Origin of the sequence: Myxococcus sp. CA005 (genome assembly GCF_006518205.1) — a bacterium.
Taxonomy (GTDB): domain Bacteria; phylum Myxococcota; class Myxococcia; order Myxococcales; family Myxococcaceae; genus Myxococcus; species Myxococcus xanthus.
Genome location: NZ_SRLV01000019.1, coordinates 17,710 through 35,396, shown reverse-complemented (window position 1 = coordinate 35,396; position 17,687 = coordinate 17,710). Strand labels below are relative to the sequence as shown.

Annotated in this window: 15 protein-coding genes; 2 read left to right on the top strand and 13 right to left on the bottom strand. The window is 69.1% G+C overall.

Annotated elements, in window-relative coordinates:
• Positions 1 to 6 precede the first annotated feature (6 nt).
• The 6 genes from FMQ63_RS11195 to FMQ63_RS11170 all read right to left on the bottom strand — a co-directional run bounded on the left by FMQ63_RS11195 (position 7) and on the right by FMQ63_RS11170 (position 5,750).
• Positions 7 to 603, bottom strand: coding sequence for a peptidylprolyl isomerase (locus FMQ63_RS11195; protein ID WP_011553777.1), 597 nt, complete (start codon positions 601 to 603; stop codon positions 7 to 9).
• A gap of 3 nt (positions 604 to 606) precedes the next feature.
• Positions 607 to 1,314 (bottom strand): peptidylprolyl isomerase, encoded by a 708-nt coding sequence (locus FMQ63_RS11190; RefSeq protein ID WP_020478133.1) that lies wholly within the window; start codon positions 1,312 to 1,314, stop codon positions 607 to 609.
• Positions 1,315 to 1,361: 47 nt separating this feature from the next.
• Positions 1,362 to 2,144 (bottom strand): ribonuclease III, encoded by a 783-nt coding sequence (gene rnc / locus FMQ63_RS11185; RefSeq protein WP_011553775.1) that lies wholly within the window; start codon positions 2,142 to 2,144, stop codon positions 1,362 to 1,364.
• A complete protein-coding gene (locus tag FMQ63_RS11180; RefSeq protein WP_171452231.1) occupies positions 2,141 to 3,004 on the bottom strand; it encodes a hypothetical protein in 864 nt (287 codons plus the stop codon). The genes rnc and FMQ63_RS11180 overlap by 4 nt, the downstream gene beginning before the upstream one ends.
• The gene (locus FMQ63_RS11175; protein WP_011553773.1) at positions 3,004 to 4,149 is read right to left on the bottom strand and encodes an acyl-CoA dehydrogenase family protein; all 1,146 of its coding nucleotides are present in this window, start codon (positions 4,147 to 4,149) and stop codon (positions 3,004 to 3,006) included. Before FMQ63_RS11175 ends, FMQ63_RS11180 begins: the two co-directional genes overlap by 1 nt.
• 71 nt (positions 4,150 to 4,220) lie before the next feature.
• Positions 4,221 to 5,750 carry an acyl-CoA carboxylase subunit beta gene (locus tag FMQ63_RS11170; RefSeq protein WP_026114126.1) on the bottom strand — a complete coding sequence of 510 codons (1,530 nt, stop codon included), beginning with the start codon at positions 5,748 to 5,750 and terminating at the stop codon, positions 4,221 to 4,223.
• A 203-nt stretch (positions 5,751 to 5,953) separates the two neighbouring features.
• Here FMQ63_RS11170 and FMQ63_RS11165 point away from each other — a divergent pair, with 203 nt between their 5' ends.
• Positions 5,954 to 6,313 (top strand): YtxH domain-containing protein, encoded by a 360-nt coding sequence (locus FMQ63_RS11165; RefSeq protein ID WP_011553771.1) that lies wholly within the window; start codon positions 5,954 to 5,956, stop codon positions 6,311 to 6,313.
• Between the two features lie 98 nt (positions 6,314 to 6,411).
• On the opposite strand, the gene FMQ63_RS11160 is transcribed toward FMQ63_RS11165, so the two are convergent.
• On the bottom strand, positions 6,412 to 7,188 hold the full coding sequence (locus FMQ63_RS11160) for an enoyl-CoA hydratase-related protein (protein WP_011553770.1): 777 nt from the start codon (positions 7,186 to 7,188) through the stop codon (positions 6,412 to 6,414).
• A 105-nt stretch (positions 7,189 to 7,293) separates the two neighbouring features.
• On the opposite strand from FMQ63_RS11160, the gene FMQ63_RS11155 reads away from it, so the two are divergent.
• On the top strand, positions 7,294 to 9,258 hold the full coding sequence (locus FMQ63_RS11155) for a TIM44-like domain-containing protein (protein WP_011553769.1): 1,965 nt from the start codon (positions 7,294 to 7,296) through the stop codon (positions 9,256 to 9,258).
• Between the two features lie 75 nt (positions 9,259 to 9,333).
• Here FMQ63_RS11155 and FMQ63_RS11150 read toward each other — a convergent pair whose 3' ends face one another.
• The 6 genes from FMQ63_RS11150 to FMQ63_RS11125 form a co-directional block, all read right to left on the bottom strand.
• A complete protein-coding gene (locus tag FMQ63_RS11150; RefSeq protein ID WP_011553767.1) occupies positions 9,334 to 10,893 on the bottom strand; it encodes a methyl-accepting chemotaxis protein in 1,560 nt (519 codons plus the stop codon).
• A gap of 155 nt (positions 10,894 to 11,048) precedes the next feature.
• On the bottom strand, positions 11,049 to 12,026 hold the full coding sequence (locus FMQ63_RS11145; protein WP_011553766.1) for a hydroxymethylglutaryl-CoA lyase: 978 nt from the start codon (positions 12,024 to 12,026) through the stop codon (positions 11,049 to 11,051).
• The gene (locus tag FMQ63_RS11140) at positions 12,019 to 12,747 is read right to left on the bottom strand and encodes a class I SAM-dependent methyltransferase (protein ID WP_011553765.1); all 729 of its coding nucleotides are present in this window, start codon (positions 12,745 to 12,747) and stop codon (positions 12,019 to 12,021) included. The genes FMQ63_RS11145 and FMQ63_RS11140 overlap by 8 nt, the downstream gene beginning before the upstream one ends.
• Positions 12,744 to 13,934 carry an aminotransferase class I/II-fold pyridoxal phosphate-dependent enzyme gene (locus FMQ63_RS11135; protein WP_011553764.1) on the bottom strand — a complete coding sequence of 397 codons (1,191 nt, stop codon included), beginning with the start codon at positions 13,932 to 13,934 and terminating at the stop codon, positions 12,744 to 12,746. Before FMQ63_RS11135 ends, FMQ63_RS11140 begins: the two co-directional genes overlap by 4 nt.
• 36 nt (positions 13,935 to 13,970) lie before the next feature.
• Entirely contained in the window at positions 13,971 to 14,918 is a 948-nt protein-coding gene (locus tag FMQ63_RS11130; RefSeq protein WP_225909273.1) for a phosphatase PAP2 family protein, read from the bottom strand.
• Positions 14,915 to 17,416, bottom strand: a complete 2,502-nt coding sequence (locus tag FMQ63_RS11125) for an RND family transporter (protein WP_216608700.1) — start codon at positions 17,414 to 17,416, stop codon at positions 14,915 to 14,917. The genes FMQ63_RS11130 and FMQ63_RS11125 overlap by 4 nt, the downstream gene beginning before the upstream one ends.
• Between the last annotated feature and the right edge of the window lie 271 nt (positions 17,417 to 17,687).

The following is a 17,687-nucleotide window of genomic DNA, read 5'->3' as shown; positions in this document are numbered from 1 at the left end:
GACAGGCTACGGCTGGGTCGTCGAAATGGTCAGCTTGTTGATGACCACGGGCTGGCGGGGGCGGTCATCCCCGTCGCGCGGAACGCCGGCGATCTTCTCCACCACATCGTAGCCGCTGAGCACCTCACCGAAGATGGTGTGCTTGTTGTTGAGGTAGGTCGGCTTGGACGTGGTGATGAAGAACTGGCTGCCGTTGGTGTTGGGGCGGCCGATGTTCGCCGTGGCCAGCAGACCCACTTTGTCGAAGGTCCGGCCGCTCTGGTACTCGTCGTCCACGTTGAAGCCCGGGCCGCCGCGGCCGGTGCCCGTGGGGTCACCGCCCTGAATCATGAAGCCCGGAATCACGCGGTGGAAGATGATGCCGTCGTAGTACGGGCGCTGCGTCTTCTCACCCGTCTTCGGGTCCTGGAAGGGCAGCTCGCCCGTCGCCAGGCCCACGAAGCTGCTCACCGTCTTCGGCGCATCCTTCGCGAACAGCTTCACCACGATCTGCCCCTGCGTGGTGTCGAAGGTGGCGTAAAGGTCATTGCCCGCGCGGGCCTCGTCCAACAATCCCATGCTACCCTCCCGTGTGGGGGCCCGTCCGAGGACGAACCCGGTCATGTGTCACGGCCTTGGTGAAACCGTCTTCGCGCCCGCGTCCTTCTTGGGCGCCGCTCCCTTGCTCGCCGCGGGGGCCGTCACGCCCGCGGGAGCCTTGTCGCCCAGCACCACGCGGGTGAGCACCACCGCGGTGCGCGGGCGGTCCCGGTTGTCCCGAGGACGATTGCTGATCTTCTCCACCACGTCATAGCCGCTGAGCACCTCACCGAAGATGGTGTGCTTGCCGGCGAGGTGTCCGGGCGTGGAGGTGGTGATGAAGAACTGGCTGCCGTTGGTGTTGGGCCCCGCGTTGGCCATGGCCAGCAGGCCCACCTTGTCGAACGTGCGGCCGCTCTGGAACTCGTCCGCGAAGCGGTAGCCCGGATCGCCGAAGCCGGTGCCCGTGGGGTCCCCGCCCTGAATCATGAAGCCCGGAATCACGCGGTGGAACACCGTGCCGTCATACAGCGGCTCCTTCGACATCTTCCCCGTCTTCGGGTCCCGCCATGCCTTCTCACCGGCGGCCAGGCCCACGAAGTTGGCCACCGTCTTGGGCGCGTCCTTGGCGAAGAGCCGGACGACGATGGTGCCCTCGCTCGTCTGGAGCGTGGCGTAGAGGTCCTTGCCGGCCGCGGCCTTCCGGGTCCATTTGCCGGAATCAGCGGCGAGGACGGAGCCCGCCAGCAGGCAGGTCACCAGCGCGAGCGTCTTTCGGAGGGAGGCGGGGGGCATGTCGGCGCGGCACCTTACGCGCCGCCCCCTGCCCCATCCAAGGGGTTTCACGCCGGGGTGTCGTGTCGCGGCGTTCCGGGCGGGGGGGAGGTGGGACACGCAGCGTCTTCCCGCAGCTTCTCCAGCGTCGCTTGCGCGGCGGACTGCTCCGCCTCCTTCTTGCTCCGGCCGGTGGCCCGGGCGAAGGCCGTCTCCCCCAGCATCAGCTCCACCTCGAACACCTTGGAGTGTTCCGGACCGGACTCCGAGACGACGCGGTAGCGGGGCTGGAGCTTGAGCCGCTCGTGGGCCATCTCCTGGAGCAGCGTCTTGTAGTCGAGCCGCCCCTGGCCGCTGGAGACCTCGTCCAGCAGGTCCGCGAAATACCGGTCCACCAGCGTCACCGCGGCGTCCAGGCCGCTGGTGAGGAACACCGCGCCGAAGACGGCCTCCAGCGCGTCCGCCAGGACGGAGTTCTTCTCCCGGCCGCCGGACATGAGCTCGCCCCGCCCCAGCAGCAGCAGGTCGCCCAGCGGGATGGTCCGGGCCACGCGGGCCAGGCCGTCCTCGTTGACGACGCGGGCGCGCATCTTCGTCAGGTCGCCTTCGGGCAGCCCCGGGCAGCGCGCCATCAACCGGTGGCTGACGGCCAGGTTGACCACCGAGTCGCCCAGGAACTCCAGGCGCTGGTTGTCCTTCAGCTCCTTGTCCCGCGTCTCATTGACGTACGTCTTGTGCGTCAGGGCCTCCAGCGCCGTCTCCATCCGGGAGAAGCTCAACCCCAACCGCGACTCCAACAACTGCACCCGCTCGGACGGGCTCATCTTGTCCGCACCACTCAAACGCATCACTCCTGAGGTGCGTCCGGGCCCACCAGCCTCACGGCCGCGGGAGGGACCTTCAACAGGTCCGCCACCATCCGCACGATGCCTGGGAACTCATCCAGCTCGAACCGACCCGCCCACTCCTTGCCCTGCGGCCCCGCCAGCAGCCCCCGGAAGGTGCGGCCCGCCACCCTGGCGGCGGCGAAGCGGTACGGGCGGCCCTCCACCTGCAACTGCGCCAGCAGCTCCAGGCTGCTGCGGGGAGGCAAGAGCGCCTCCGCGCCGAACTTCTCCACGATGTCGGAGAAGCGCACCAGCCCGGCGCCCACCGGCGCGGCCTGAGGACGGGCCGCCGGCTCACCAAAGAGCGCGACCAGGTAGCCCGTCAGCGCCGCCCGCTCGCGGAACTCCGACAGCTCCAGCGTGTGGCCGCCGCCCGTGGCCAGGTCTTCCTTCCCCCGGGCCACGCGGGCCACGCGGAAGTTGCCCAGCCGGTCCGACACCAACGTGACGGCCAGCTCACCGTCCACGACCTCCGTGGACAGCTCCAGCGTCTCCGGCTCCACGCGCGGCGTCAGCCCCAGCACCTGGAGCTCCGCGGAGCGGCGCTGGACGTGGAAGATGTGCTCGTTGAATGCGTCCGCGAGCAGCGCCTCGATGTCGGCGACGTCGCTGAGCGCGCCCACCAGAATGGGGGCCAGCCCCACCACGGCGGGCGGCGCGATGGGGATGAGACGGTCCCCCATCACCTGGAAGGTCACCTCTGGGATGAAGGCCCGGGTGACGGGATTGACCAGCGGGGACGACTCAAGGTCCAGCACCGCCTCGGTGCCGGCCGCGTCCTCCCGCAACTGCAGCCCGAGACCTTCCAGCCGCGCGGTGTCCATCAAGCCCCTTTGAAGGTTTCCCGGGCGATGATTGTACGCTGGATCTCGCTGGTTCCCTCGCCGATCTCACACAGCTTGGCGTCGCGCAGGTAGCGCTCGACCGGGAATTCGCGGGTGTAACCGTACCCACCGTGGATCTGCACGGCCTTGTTGCAAGCCCGCATGGCGGCCTCGGAGGCGAACAGCTTCCCCATGGAGGCCTCGCGCGAGTACGGCTTGCCTTCGTCGGCCAGCTTGGCAGCGCGGTGGACCAGGAGCCGGGCGGCGTCCAGCTCCGTCTTCATGTCCGCCATCATCCAGCGCAGTCCCTGGAACTCGCTGATGGGCTGGCCGAACGCGGTGCGCTCGCGCGAGTAGCCAATGGACTCCTCCAGGGCGCCCCGGCCCAGACCCACCGCCAGCGCGCCGATGGTGATGCGGCCGCGGTCCAGGATCTTCATCGTGTCGATGAAGCCGTGGTCCAGCTCACCCACGCGCGCCGAGTCCGGCACCTCCACGTTCTCCAGGACGAGCTCGGCCGTGTCCGACGAGCGCATGCCCAGCTTCCCGTGGATGGCGCGCTGGCTGAAGCCCGGCAGGCCCTTCTCCAGCAGGAAGGCGGTGATGCCCTTCTGCCGCTTCTGCGGCGAGGTGACGGCCAGCACCACGAACACGTCACCCACCGTGCCCTGGGTGATGAACATCTTGGCGCCGTTGAGTACCCAGCCGTCGCCCTTGCGCATGGCCGTGGTCTTCATGCTCGACGCGTCCGAGCCGGACCCCGGCTCCGTCAGGCCCCATGCGCCCAGGTACTCACCCGTGGCCAGCTTGGGCAGGTACTTCTGGCGCTGCGCGTCCGAACCGAAGACGCGCAGGTGGCTGGTGCCCAGGCCGTTGTGGCTGGCCACCGTCAGCGCCAGCGAGCCGTCGTAGCGGGCGATCTCTTCCACCGCCACCGCCACGGCGAGCGAGTCCATGGCCGCTCCGCCGAACTCCTCGGCGACGAGCATGCCCATCACCCCGAGCTGCCCCAGCTCCCGGACAACTTCCATGGGGAACGTCTCGTCCTTGTCCCACTCACGGGCATACGGCTTCACCCGCCGTTCGCAGAAGTCACGGATGGAGGACTGGAGGGCGCGATGGCTTTCTGGAAGGTCAAAATCCATGGTGTCAGCAGGATCTATAGCAGACGGCCCAAGCGCAGCCCGGGCCTTGGAGGTGGGGTAACGCTACCTACTCAAACCGGATAGACACCGTGTTTCTTTTCCGCACGGGGCTGATGCCGCTGGGAGTAGACGCTGTAGCGCTGGGTGAGCTCTTGACGCAGCCGGTCACCCGGGACGATGTCGTCGATGACCAGCTCGCTGGCCAGCTTGTAGATGTCCACGTCCTGCTTGTACTCGTCGCGCAGCTTCTGGACGTAGGCGGGCCGCTCGGCCTCCGGCAGCTCCTGGATCTTGTTGTAGTAGACAGCGTTCACCGCCGCCTCCGGGCCCATGACGGCGATCATCGCTCCGGGCAGCGCGATGGTGGCGTCCGGGGCGAAGCCGGGGCCGCTCATGGCGTAGAGGCCGGCGCCGTAGGCCTTGCGGACCACCACGCAGATGCGCGGCACGCTGGCCTCGGACACCGCGGAGATCATCTTCGCGCCGGCGCGGATGATACCCGCGCGCTCCACCTTGGTGCCAATCATGAAGCCCGGCACGTCCGCCAGATAGAGCAGCGGGATGTTGAAGGCATCACACAGCCAGATGAAGCGGGCCGCCTTGTCCGCGCTGTCCACGAACAGCACGCCGCCCTTGTACTTGGGCTGGTTGGCGACGATGCCCACCGGGCGGCCGTCGATGCGAGCCAGTCCCGTGACGAGCTCCTGGGCGAAGAGCTTCTTCACCTCGAACCAGCTCCCCTCGTCGATGAGCTCGTTGATGAGCTCATGCATGTTGAAGGGCTTGTTCTGGTCGACAGGGACAATCTCTTCCACCTTCTTGCCGCCGGCCTTGGGGGCCTTGGGCTCGGCGCGCGGCGGCGCCTGGGAGAAGTTCTCCGGGAAGTAGCCGATGTACTTCTTCGCCGCCTCGATGGCCTCCTGCTCCGTCTTCACCAGCACGTCGCCGACGCCGGAGATGGAGCAGTGCATCTTCGCGCCACCCATCTCCTCCAGGGTGACCTTCTCGCCGATGACCATCTCCGCCATGCGCGGGCTGCCCAGGTACATGGAGGCATTGCCTTCCACCATGATGACCAGGTCGCAGAACGCGGGGATGTACGCGCCACCGGCGGCGGACGGGCCGAAGAGCAGGCACACCTGCGGCACGAAGCCGGACATGTGCACCTCGTTGTAGAAGATGCGGCCGGCGCCCCGCCGCCCGGGGAACATCTCCACCTGGTCGGTGATGCGGGCACCGGCGGAGTCCACCAGGTAGAACAGCGGGCAGCGCAGGTCTCGGGCCGTCTCCTGGATGCGGAGGATCTTCTCCACCGTGCGGGCGCCCCAGCTCCCGGCCTTCACCGTGGAGTCGTTGGCCATGATGGCCACGGTGCGCCCGGCCACCTTGCCCACGCCGATGACGACACCATCCGAGGGCAGGTCCGGGTCCAGGTTGTTGGCGAGCTTCGCGTCCTCCACGAAGGAGCCTTCATCCACCAGCAGACGGATGCGCTCGCGGGCGAAGAGCTTGCCCGCCTCCGCGTTCTTGGCGTGGTACTTCTGCGCGCCACCCTTCTCCACCTGGGCGATCTTCTCCAGCAGTCTCGAGTCTTGGGACATGGCCCGTGGCACATAGCAGAAAGGGCTACGGCTGGCTGCCCTCTCGCTGAGGGACCGGCGCGGCGTGACAGGCAGACGACGCACCGCGCAGAACGGTCCCCGCAGGGGATGCCGCTCCAGGCTCCCCTGCCTACCTTGGTGCTCAACGGGGGCGTGCTCGCGATTGATGCGCACCCGGCAACCATCGGGCCCAGGAGGGACGCATGTTCGCAGCGAAGAAAGGCAAGTGGATGGCCAAGGGAATCGCCCGGAGCGAGCTGTACCGCAAGTGGCTGGCCCATAAGCTCATCAATGACCTGCCGCGCGTGGCGCGGAACCGCTGGGATGACTTCGAGCCGGATGACGTGCTGCGGCATGTCGGATTGACCACCTACAAGCCGGCGCGCGCGGGCCTGGGCGGCCTGGGCATCTTCCTCCTCGGCGTGGCCGCGGGTGGCGTGGCGGCCCTGCTGCTGGCCCCGAAGACGGGCACCGAGCTGCGGACCACCGTGAAGGACAAGGCCACGGCCTACATGAACAAACAGAACGTCAACATGGGCCAGGAGCGCACCGCGAACGCCTGACCGGCGCGCGTGGCCTTCGCGCCATGTGACGTGACGCACTTCGGGGACGGGGCACCGGTGAGTACCGGGCCTTCCGTCCCCGATTTCGTCCGTGCGGGCTAGCGGCCCTTGTAGACGGGCGCGCGCTTCTCCGCGAAGGCGCGCAGGCCCTCCAGGCGGTCCTCCGTCTTGAGAATCTCCTCGTACTTGCGCAGCTCCAGCGCCAGCGCATCGTCCAGCTCCAGGCCCGTGCCCTCGTCGATGGCGTGCTTGGCCGTGGCCACGGCGATGGGCGCGTTCTCCACCACCGACTCCGCCAACCCGTACGCCACGGCCAGCAGGTGCCCCTCCGGCGCCAATCGGTTCGCCAGGCCCACGCTGAAGGCCTCTGCGGCGTTGATGCGGCGGGCGGTGAGGATGAGGTCCTTCGCGCGGCCCGGGCCCACCAGGCGCGCCAGGCGCTGCGTGCCTCCGCCGCCGGGGATGATGCCCAGCTTCACCTCGGTGAGACCCAGCTCCGCGGCCGGGGCGGCCACGCGCAAATCACACGCGAGCGCCAGCTCTGTGCCACCGCCCAAGGCCGCGCCGTTGATGGCGGCGATGAAGACGCAGTCGCTCTTCTCGATCGCGCGGAAGGTGCGGCGCAGCCCGTCCAGGAAGGCGCGGACCTCGTCCTCGGCCATGGTGGCGCGCTCCTTCAGGTCGGCGCCGGCGCAGAAGGCCTTGTCGCCCGCGCCGGTGATGACGACGGCGCGCACGTCACGGCTGGAAGACACGCGGGTCACCAGCTCGCCCAACTCCTTCAGCATGGCGCGGCTGATGGCATTGCGGCGGCTCTCGCCGTCGATGGTCCAGATTTCGATGGGACCGCGTGCGTCGACCTTGAATTCCGGCATGTTCGCTCCCCTTTTCCCGGCCTGGCAGGCGGGCTGCTCTGAGCCGCGGCAGAGTGCGGCCATAAGCCGGGTCTGGCAAGGCGGAAACGGTTAGCATGGGGGGACATGGCCACGCCTCTGCGCTCCATCTCGCACCGACTCTCCCGGTGGGCCCCCTGGCTGCCCGCCATCGCCTACGTGGCGCTCCTGCTTCCGCTCGAAGCCTTGGGACGCGGAGGTGGCGGCGAGCACTACTCCCGCCCCTCGTCCGGCAACGGTGGTGGCCGCGGCGGCGGCGACGGGGACGGCGTCGCGCTCTGGGTCGTCTACCAGCTCTTCAGCCTGGTCTTCCGCTACCCCAAGGTCATGCTGCCGCTGCTCTGCATTGGCGGCATCGTATACTGGCTGTACCGCCGCAACCTGCACCCGGACGCCACCACCCGGAAGGCCCTGGAGCAGCGCGAGGCGTATCAGCGCACCCAGGTGTCCCAGCGTGACGTGCAAGGCTGGGTGAACGCCCTGAAGCTGAAGGACCCCGCTTTCGAGCTGGAGCCGATGCTCGACAAGACGAAGTGGCTGTTCATGGAGCTGCAGCAGGCGTGGTTCCTCCGGGACATGACGCCGGTGCGGCCCTTCCTGTCGGACGCCACCTTCCAGCGCTTCGGCGTGCAACTGGAGCTCATGCGCGCGCAGGGCGTGCGGGACGCCATCACCGACTTCGAGGTGCTGGACCTCCAGCTCATCGGCCTGGACCAGAGCCAGTGGTTCGACAGCATCCACGTCCGTGTCCACGCGCGGATGCGAGACACCGACGTGCCCGTGTCCTTCAGCGACGCGCAGGCCACCGAGGCCGCGCGCAAGGTCCCCAGCGAGGCCTTCACGGAGGTCTGGACCTTCGTGCGCAAGCCGGGGGCGCAGACGCGCATCGGCGCGGACCTGTTCCAGGGCAAGTGCCCCAACTGCGGCGCGCCGTTCAACGGTGGCGCGGCCAATAGCTGCGAGTTCTGCGGCGCGGTGGTGAACTCGGGTAACTACGACTGGACGCTGTCCGAAATCACGCAGGGCATCGAGCACGCGCCGTACCACAAGACGGTGGACGGGCTGATGCAGGCACGTGAGTCGGACCCGGCGCTCAACCTGGAGATGCTGGAGGACCGCGCGTCGCTGCTGTTCTGGAAGTGGATTGACGCGCAGAGCCGCGGCGACACGAAGCCGCTGGCCAAGGTGGCCCGGACGGACACCGTGCAACGGCTGGAAACGGAGCTGGAGGGCCTGCGACGCCAGGGGTTCCGCCGCGTGTTCCTGGAGTGCGCCGTGGGCTCCGCGGACGTGCGTGCGTTCCAGGTGGACCCACAGGGCCAGGACGTGGCGCACGTGGAGATTCGCTGGAGCGCGCGCATGGGCGTGGGTCCCGCCAGCGAGCGGCCCCGCTCCCTGCCCACCGTGCCCCAGCGCTACATCTTCACGCTGACGCGCAAGCACGGCGCGCAGACGAATACCGCCAACGGCATGTCCACGAACCGGTGCCCACAGTGCAACGCGCCGCTGACGAACAGCGCCGCCACGGACTGCGAATACTGCGGCACGCCGCTGGCCACCGGTGAGCGGGATTGGGTGCTCGCGGCGGCGCGCACGTTCGAGGCGTGGAACGCGGCCGAGGACGCGCGGTTCCGGGCCCTCCCTCCACGCCAGTCCGCGCCGCAACAGCGCATGGGTGGCCATGACCACACGCCGCAGCCCGAGGACGCGGTGATGGACGTCCAGGAGCGGCAGCGCCTGCTGTACATGATGGCCGCCATCGCCGCCGCCGACGGCGAGGTGACGTCCGCGGAGCGCAAGCTGCTGAAGCTGTGCTCGGAGCGCTGGGGCGTGGTGTGGGACAACGTGGAGCTGGCGCTGAGCATGGGGCCACAGCTCTTCGACCGCCTCGTGGAGAAGGGCAGCCCCGAAGCGGAGGTGTTCCTGCGCAACATCGTGGAGATGGCGCTGGTGGACGGCCGCATCGACCGCAAGGAGCGGCGGATGCTGGTGAGTGCAGCCGCCCACCTCGGACTTCAGGACCGGCTGGAGTCCATGCTCGACGGACACTGAGGCGAAGGAGCGGGCTCCGGGGCGCGGCGACACCGCGCGCCCCGGCCGGCAACCTCACACGCGGCGGACGCCCGCTTAAGCGTCCCGTCTGAACGCAATCACCCGGCCCGCATCGTTCGCTGGCGGCACCTCATCCGTCCTGGTGCCTTGATAGGTGTCGATGACGCCATGGACACGGCCCGTCACCACGCGAAGCGTCTGGGCGGCGGTGGTCGTCTGTTCGACACGCCCCAGCGTCTGTTTCATCATCGCGGACAGCTCATCCACCGCGCCGGAGATCCGCGCCACGCCCGCGGCCTGTCGCGCCACCGCCACTGAAATCTGCTGCACGCCCTCCGTGCTGGTGCGCAGCACGGTGGACAGCCCCCGCAGGCGCTCTCCCGACGCGCGCACCACCTCGATGTCCCGCGCCATCCGCTCCGCCCCCACCAGGGAGAGCTCCACGACGTGCTGGATCGACTGGTGCGCGGTGTCCAGGATGCCGCTCACCTGCCCCGCCGCCCGGACGGACTGCTGCGCGAGCCGCCGCATCTCCGTGGCCACCACCGCGAAGCCCTTGCCGTGCACTCCCGCGCGCGCCGCCTCGATGGCCGCGTTCACCGCCACCATGTGGGACTGGTCCGCCAGGTCCTTCACCGCCAGGGTGACGCTCGAGAGCTGCCGCGCCTGGCCGTCCAATCCACGCAGGAGCCCGGCCATCTCCATCACCTGTGCGCGAATGGCCTCCAGGCCCTCCATGCTCTGGCCCAGCATGGCCTCGGCGTCAGCCCCCACGTCCCCCGCCTGGAGCGTGGAGGCGAGGATGGCATCCGCCTGATGAGAGGCCGTGGAAGACGCCCGCTGCATCTCGTTCGTCGCCACCTGCGTATCCGTGAGCGCCGCGGACTGGCGCGCCAGCATCGCGCGCTGGTCATCCGTGCTCGACACGAGCGAATGGGTCGCCTCCGTCAGCGCCCGCGCCGAGTCCACCAGCGGCTCCACCACGCGCGTGCGAACCTCTCCCTGAGACAACTCCAACCAGGCCTGTCGCGCCGCCAGCGCCCGGGCATCCTTCACCGCGCCTCGCCCGCCAATCAGGAGGAACACGTTCTCGAACACCACCCAGCCGATGTGCTCCCACGCGCGCCAGGCACTGGCGGACTCCACGCCGAAGATGGACAGGGGCCAGTACTGGCCGCGAAGCAGGTGGTCCACCGCCACCAGCGCCGAGTAGAGGAACAGCACCCGCGCGTCCCGGTACATGGCCAGCAGCGCCAGGGACCCGAAGATGTGGAAGTGCGTCTCGATGCGCCCGTCCGTCAGATGGATGAGCAGCCCGGACACCAATGCCTGCGCCGTGGCGATGACGAAGCGCGTGACCTCCCGACCCGGCAACGCCCACGCCATGGCCACCGGCAGGCTCGCCAGGAGGGCTCCCAGGCCGGCCGCCGCCCAGACGTGTGGATGGACCTGACTGGACGTCCCACTCCACGTGCGGGGGGACAGCGCCAGGGCCACCACCAGCCCGCCAACCCACTGGAGCCCCATCAGCACGGCGAACATCCGGTCCGTGCGACGGCTCAGCGCCACCTGGTGGGTGTCGAACAGGGATTGCGAACGTCTCGCGAGGACGTCGGCATCGAGCGAGACGTTCATCCGGCACTTTCCGTTGAGGCAGCAAGCGGGGTCAAAACAACCCCAACCCTACCCGCTCACCACCTCGAAACGTAAGTCCGAACAGAATTTTTCGATGATGCCCGGATTTTAGGACTGCCGGGTATTTCATGACCTCGACACTGGGTAGGGCCCGCTCACGTCTGAGCCCGGCGGGCGGCTTTCTTCTCACGCTCGCCCAGCGCGGCCTGGAGGTACTTGCCCGCCAGCTTCCGGCCAATCAGCTCCTGGGCAATCTCCCCGGCCTCCACCAGCCGGTCCAGGTTGATGCCTGTGTCCACGCCCATGCCGTGGAGCATGAAGACGGCGTCCTCGGTGGCCAGGTTCCCCGCCGCTCCCGGGGCGTAGGGGCACCCACCCAGGCCGCCAATGCTGGCGTCGAAGGTCGTCACCCCCGCGGACAGGCCCACGAGCGCGTTCGCCAGCGCGGTGCCGCGTGTGTCGTGCAGGTGCAGCGCCAGCTTCTCCACGGGGATGTGCTTCAGCAGCGCCTCGAGGATGACCTCGGTCTGGCGCGGCGTGCCGATGCCAATCGTGTCTCCCAGGCTGAGCTGGTAGATGCCCGCGTCCACGAGCTGCCGGCAGATGTCCACCACGCGCTCCACCGGAACGTCACCCTCGTAGGGGCAGCCCCACACGGTGGACAGGTAGCCGCGCACGCGCATGCCCGCCTGGAGCGCGGAGGCCGTCACCTCGCGCGCGCCCACCACGGCCTCGGCGATGCTCTTGTTGATGTTCTTCTTCGAGTGCGCCTCGGAGGCGGAGATGAAGACGGCGGCCTCCTCCAGGCCCGCCTCCTTCGCGCGCTCCAGGCCCTTGAGGTTGGGCACCAGCGCGGAGAACACGACGCCGTCGCGACGGCCCACCAGCCGCAGCAGCTCCTCGGCGTCCGCGAGCTGGGGAATCCACTTGGGTGACACGAACGACGTCACCTCGATGCGCTTCTCCCCCGCGGCCACCAGTGCGTTGATGAGGCGCGCCTTGTCCCGCGTGGGCAGCGTGCGCAGCTCGTTCTGCAAGCCGTCCCGGGGACCGACTTCGTAGACGTCGACCTGCTTGGGCAACTGGCCCAGCCAGCCCAACCTCGCCCTGGAGTGTTCCTGCATCTCAGCCATGGCGCCGCTCCGCTCCCACGATCAGGTCGGTTGACTGCGCGTCCAGCGGACCACCCGCCAGGCCACCGTGCACCCAGACGACGGAAAATCCCGTGCTTTCCAACAGCCGCACCCAATCCGCAAGGGGATAGTAACGAAGGGAATAGGATGCGCGCAGGCATCGACCCTCCGGGGAGGTCAGCGTCCGACGTCCCTCGTCCCGCCCCGTCGAGGCGTCGAAGCAGCTCTCCTCCTCCAGGACGCTTCCATCCGGCAGCGTCTCGCGGAAGGCCGCCCCGGGGGACGCCGCCAGTCGCTCGAACGGCACCGTCTGGAACACCCACCGTCCTCCTGGCCGCAGCACGCGCGCGACCTCGCGGAGGATGTGTATGTGCTCGGCGTCCGTGAAGGCGGCCAGCGTCGAGTACCACGCGTAGGCCCCCGCCAGGGACGCCTCGCGAAACGGCAGGGCCCGCAGGTCCCCCTGGATCGCCGGGAAGCCCGGGCGCCGCATGGCCAACGACAGTGCGTCCAACTCCAGCCCGATGACGCGCCCCGCCAGAGGCCCCACCGCGTTCAGCCGCGCCGCGTGGCGGCCATGGCCGCACCCCAGGTCCACCACCGGCGCCGGCCCCGCCACGTCCGCGAAGGCTCGGGCCAGGTAGTCCGCCTCACGCGCGGTGACGGCCTCCGACAGGAACGGCAGCGTGCTGCGAAGGTAGAGCTCTCCGAAGAAGCTCATCGCGGCGACAGGCCCGCGCGCAGGCGGCGCACGGCTTCGTCCAGCACCGCATCCGTCTTGCAGAAGGCGAAACGGGCCAGCCCCTGCCCCAGGTGCCGGTGCGCCGGGCCATAGAAGACGCTGGGCGGAATGGCCGCCACGCCCACCTTGGACACCAGGTGGCGGCAGAAGGCCACGTCATCGGCGAAGCCCTGGCGCGTGATGTCCGCGAGGATGAAGTAGCTGCCCTCCGGGGCGAACGCCGTCAGCCCGGCCTCGCGCAGCCCGGTGAGCAGCCGCTCCCGCTTCGCCGCGTAGGACGCCGTCAGCTCCGTGAAGTACGCGTCCGGCAACCGCAGCGCCTCCGCCATGGCGGCCTGCAGCGGCGCGGCGGTGGCGAAGGTCACGAACTGGTGGGCCCGCTGCACCGCGTCCCGCAGCGGCGGCGGCGCGATGACCCAGCCCACCTTCCAGCCGGTGAGGCTGAACGTCTTCCCGCCGCTGCTCACCGTCACGGTGCGCTCGGCCAGCCCGGGCAGCGTGGCCGGACGCAGGTGGCGCGCGGGCTCGAAGACGAGGTGCTCGTACACCTCGTCGGAGAGGACCTTCACATCGAACTCGGCGCACAGCTCGCCCAGGAACGTCAGCTCATCGCGGGTGAACACCTTCCCCGTCGGGTTGTGCGGCGTGTTGAGGATGAGCAGCCGGGTGCGCGGGCTGAAGGCGGCGCGGACCTCGTCCCGGTCGAACCACCACTGCGCGTGGTCCGCGTCCGGCGGGCGCAGCGGCACGAAGCGCGCGGTGGCCCCCACGAAGGTGATGTTGGCGTCGTAGGAGTCGTAGAAGGGCTCGAAGGCCACCACCTCGTCGCCCGGGTCCACCAGCCCCAGCAGCGTGTCGAGGATGGCCTCGGTGGCGCCGCTGGTCACCGTCACCATGGTGTCCGGGTCCACCGTCTGGCCGTAGAAGCGCGCCGAGTGCTCGGCGATGGCCACGCGCAGCTCCCGGGCGCCCGCGCCCATGGCGTACTGGTTGCCCCCGTCGCGGATGGCGCGCTGCGCCGCTTCCTTGATGGCCGCCGGGCCGTCGAAGTCAGGGAACCCCTGCCCCAGGTTCACCGCGCCGTGGCGGGCGGCCAGGGCGCTGAACTCGGAGAAGACAGTAGTGGCGAACCGGGTGACTCGCTGCGCGGCTACGGGCCTGGACATGGACGTCGGCTCCTCGCGCCGCCAACGTCCGGGCGCTCAGGGCCTGACGATAGCGTCCACCGGCACGGAACGCGCGTCCTTCGCCACTTCGCGCTGCCGGGCCGCCCGGGAAACGCCCAGCGCCAGCCCCGTCACCACCATGACCATGGGCACCGCGCAGAGCAGGTCCGTGGCGTAGTGGAAACGGCCCACCAGCGTGGCAGCGATGAGCCCCAGGCCCGGCAGCAACATCACCCAGAAGACGCGGCGGGAGAACCGCCAAGCATAATACAGCACCAACATCGTGGCGCCGGTGTGTCCCGACGGAAAGCAGTCACGCGCGAACAGCGGCTTGCGCATGAGTGAATCCAGCAGCGGCGCCAGCGTGCCCTGGAGTGGCCCATCGAACGCGTCGACCAGGAAGTAGCGAGGCCCCACCGCGGGCACCAGCGCATAGGCCGCGTAGTTGAGGAAGAAAAGCAGCCCCAACGCGGTGAGGTACTCGTCGTACTCCGCGCCGCCCGGGCGCCGGTAGAGCACCAGCCCCATCACCAGCGCCCAGATGAAGTGGCCGTAGTAGCAGACCAGCAGGATGTCGTTGAGCCACGCCGGGACGACGCGTGACAGCACCACCGCCGCCTGCATGCCGAAGAGCCGCTGGTCGGCCGCCACCAACTGCGCGTCCTTGAGGAGGGGGTTCACCGTGTCCACCACGGGAGACAGCCAGCCGTGCGTCATCACCGCCGTGGGCAGCAGCCACCAATCCGCGAGGACATGGATCCACCGGTGCCCCGGGAACGACGCGGCCAGCGTCCGGAGGACGAGCGGCCCCACGCCCACCACCGCGAACAATCCCGCGCAGCGCAGCGCATCCGGCGCCCACCGGCCCGGCCCCAGCAGGAGCAGCGAAGCCAACGCGCAGGACACGACGATGATGAGGTCCACGGTGGTGAGCTGGACGCGCACCGCCTCACCGCGAACGCTTTGGGAAACCCAGGAACTCACGCCGACTTACGCTCCCCCGGCGGCGCGGCTTGCGCGCCAGAATCGCCGAGTTCGAGGCTCTGAACGACCGCTCCCTTCCCCGCCACCACATTCTCGCGCCCCCTCCACCGCTCCAGCAAGGCAAGCAGCGCGGGGAAGAAGACCGTGGTCCCCAAGAAGGTGCACATGACCCCCAGCAGCGCAATCTGACCGATACTCCGCAGGCCCTGGTGGTTGGCGACCAGTAGCGCGCCATACCCGGCCGCGTTGGACAGCGTGGCCACCACGGCCGCCAGCCCCGTGTGGCGCACCACCTTGCCGAGCGAGCCGGGCCCCTCTTCCTCGTACCGGTGGAAGAGATGCACCGAGTTGTCCACGGCGATGGCCAGCAGGTTCGGCAGGACCACCGCGTTGATGAAGTTGAGCTGGACGTCGAAGAGGTACATGCCACCCGCCAGGCACGTCATGCCCAGGAACAGCGGCCCGGTGACGAGCAACGCGCGCTTGAAGCTGCGCAGGCTCACCAGGATGACGACGAACACCACCGCGGCGGCGGACCACAGGATGAGCGGCCCGTCCGCGCTCACCAGCGCGAAGATGCGCGCGGCGATGCGGTTGCTGTCCAGCACGGCCATGTCGATGCCGCGCGCCTTCACGCCCTCCACCACCTGGTCGATCTGCGTGGCCCAGCGCCGCAGCTCCTCGGTGTCGGAGTTGGAGACGGAGGGGAACAGGAGCAGGAAGGTGCCCTTCCCGTCCGTGGCCTCGAAGCGCCGGCGCACCTCCACCGGCAACGCATCCAGGCCGTAGGGCTTCGCCTCCAGCATCCGCTGGAACTCCTGGAGCCGCGCGTCCTCGCGAAGCTCCGCGGGCAGGTCCTCCAGGCCCTGGAAGGCCTCGCGCAGGGCCGCCAGCTCCACCTCCCGGCGCTCTACATCGGTAGGCAACAAGTCGTTGAGAGACGCGGAGTCGAGGATGGCCGAGTCCGCGCCGTTGCGCTGCTTCACCTCCGCGATGACGGCCTCCACCTGCGCCGCCTGCGCCACGTCATCCACCAGGAAGATGGCCGGGTTGAGGGGCTGGCCCAACTGTTCGGTGACGCGGTCATCCAGGCGCGATGCCGGGGACTCGCCCTTGAGCTTGCGCATGTCCGTCTCGAAGCCCAGTTGAGGCGCCACGGAGACGGAGAACGCGGCGAAGCCCACCACCGACAGCGCCAGCACGGCGATGGCGCCCGTGGGCCAGCGCCGCCACGCCCGCTCCGGCTGGGATACCTGGGGCGCGGTGGCTTCGGCCGCCACGTCCACGCGGGCCGGGCGCAGGCGCTCCGCGAGGGCCAGCAGCGACGGCCCCATCGCATACGTCGCCAGCACGGCGAGCAGCACGCCCAGGCCCGCCAGCAGGCCGAACTGGTTGAAGGCCTGGAACTGGGCCAGCAGCAGCACGAAGAACGCCGCCGCGTTCGTCACCGCGGACGTCACCGCGCCGCTGAAGGTGCCGCGCACCGCCGTGACGATGGCCTCGCGGGCCGGGTGAGCGCGCCGCTCCTCCCAGTACCGCATGCACAGGTGGACGCCGTACTCGATGCCCAGGCCAATCAAGATGGCGACGAGGAACCCCGTCACGATGTTGAGGTGGCCAATGGCGAGCTGCGCCGCCGCGAACGTCAACACCACGCCCACCATGACGGGGATGCCGACCACGGCCAGCGCCGCGACACGCCGCGTGGCGAGCAGGATGAGTCCCACCGCGATGAGCGCCGACAACGTACCGGCGCGCGACAGGTCGCCGCGCATCACCGCGTCCTCTTCGATGCGCCCCTGAAAGTTGCCCGTGGCTTGCAGCGTCACGCCCGGATAGCGCTGCGCCGCGAGCGTGCCTCCGGTGCCCATGGCCTGGTCCACGAAGCGCCGCGCGAACCCCAAATCCCCGGCCGTCCCGGACGGCTTGATCATCAAATAGACTTCAGTGCCGTCCGCGCTGGCCAACGTCGCGCGCATGGGCGCGTCCGGCGCGTACTTCTTCGCGATGGCCTCGAAGTCCGGCGGCTCCGACGTGCCCCCCAAATCGAAGAAGAACGGGTTGGCGCGTTGCCGCTCGTAACGCACACGCGCCGTCAGGTCCTGGCGCAGCGCAGCGAGTTTCTCGATGGGCAATAACAGCAGCGCATTTCGACGGAAGAAGTCCACGTCATAGCGGTGCTCGACGTAGCGGACCTCGGGCATCGCTTCCAATTGCGTCTGCAATTCGGCCGCGTATGCCTCCAGGCGCTCCGGAGTGTCTCCCTTTGCCACGAGGACCAGGTAGCCGTCCCCGCCTGCCTTCTCTGACACGCGTGTCAGATCCCGCACTTCTTGGGATCCCTGAGGGAGCAACTCCACGAACGATCCGCGGAACTCCAAGCGCGACGCCAGTGCCATACCGCCCAGCGCGAGCAGTGAGAACACGAGCAACACCTGCCAGGGACGCGAGACCGCGGCCTGGATGAAGCCTTCGAACCACCGTTGTGACCTGGTCAACGTCGACTCCTCGGGGACCGGCGACCGAGCAAATTCCCGGCCAGTCAGCGGCGTCCTTGAACAGCGGGTGAAGCGGAGGGCTTCCAGGCGCGTCACGCCCACTGCAGGTGTGCAGCCCGATGCACACCTTGCGCTCCAGTATCGACTGGAGAACACCGTGTGTCAGACGGCGGGGTGCCATCAAAGTCTCAGTGCTGTCAAGGCGAGCCCGGATACGAGGGGCGACAGCGGGATGGACGGCGCGGCGCTTGCCTTGACACTGCCGCGCTCC

Bases quoted from the DNA above. Each gene is read 5' to 3' on its own strand.
- FMQ63_RS11195 (WP_011553777.1), bottom strand. From the start codon at position 603: ATGACCGGGTTCGTCCTCGGACGGGCCCCCACACGGGAGGGTAGCATG.
- FMQ63_RS11190 (WP_020478133.1), bottom strand. From the start codon at position 1,314: ATGCCCCCCGCCTCCCTCCGAAAGACGCTCGCGCTGGTGACCTGCCTG.
- FMQ63_RS11180 (WP_171452231.1), bottom strand. From the start codon at position 3,004: ATGGACACCGCGCGGCTGGAAGGTCTCGGGCTGCAGTTGCGGGAGGAC.
- FMQ63_RS11175 (WP_011553773.1), bottom strand. From the start codon at position 4,149: ATGGATTTTGACCTTCCAGAAAGCCATCGCGCCCTCCAGTCCTCCATC.
- FMQ63_RS11170 (WP_026114126.1), bottom strand. From the start codon at position 5,750: ATGTCCCAAGACTCGAGACTGCTGGAGAAGATCGCCCAGGTGGAGAAG.
- FMQ63_RS11165 (WP_011553771.1), top strand. From the start codon at position 5,954: ATGTTCGCAGCGAAGAAAGGCAAGTGGATGGCCAAGGGAATCGCCCGG.
- FMQ63_RS11160 (WP_011553770.1), bottom strand. From the start codon at position 7,188: ATGCCGGAATTCAAGGTCGACGCACGCGGTCCCATCGAAATCTGGACC.
- FMQ63_RS11155 (WP_011553769.1), top strand. From the start codon at position 7,294: ATGGCCACGCCTCTGCGCTCCATCTCGCACCGACTCTCCCGGTGGGCC.
- FMQ63_RS11150 (WP_011553767.1), bottom strand. From the start codon at position 10,893: ATGAACGTCTCGCTCGATGCCGACGTCCTCGCGAGACGTTCGCAATCC.
- FMQ63_RS11145 (WP_011553766.1), bottom strand. From the start codon at position 12,026: ATGGCTGAGATGCAGGAACACTCCAGGGCGAGGTTGGGCTGGCTGGGC.
- FMQ63_RS11140 (WP_011553765.1), bottom strand. From the start codon at position 12,747: ATGAGCTTCTTCGGAGAGCTCTACCTTCGCAGCACGCTGCCGTTCCTG.
- FMQ63_RS11135 (WP_011553764.1), bottom strand. From the start codon at position 13,934: ATGTCCAGGCCCGTAGCCGCGCAGCGAGTCACCCGGTTCGCCACTACT.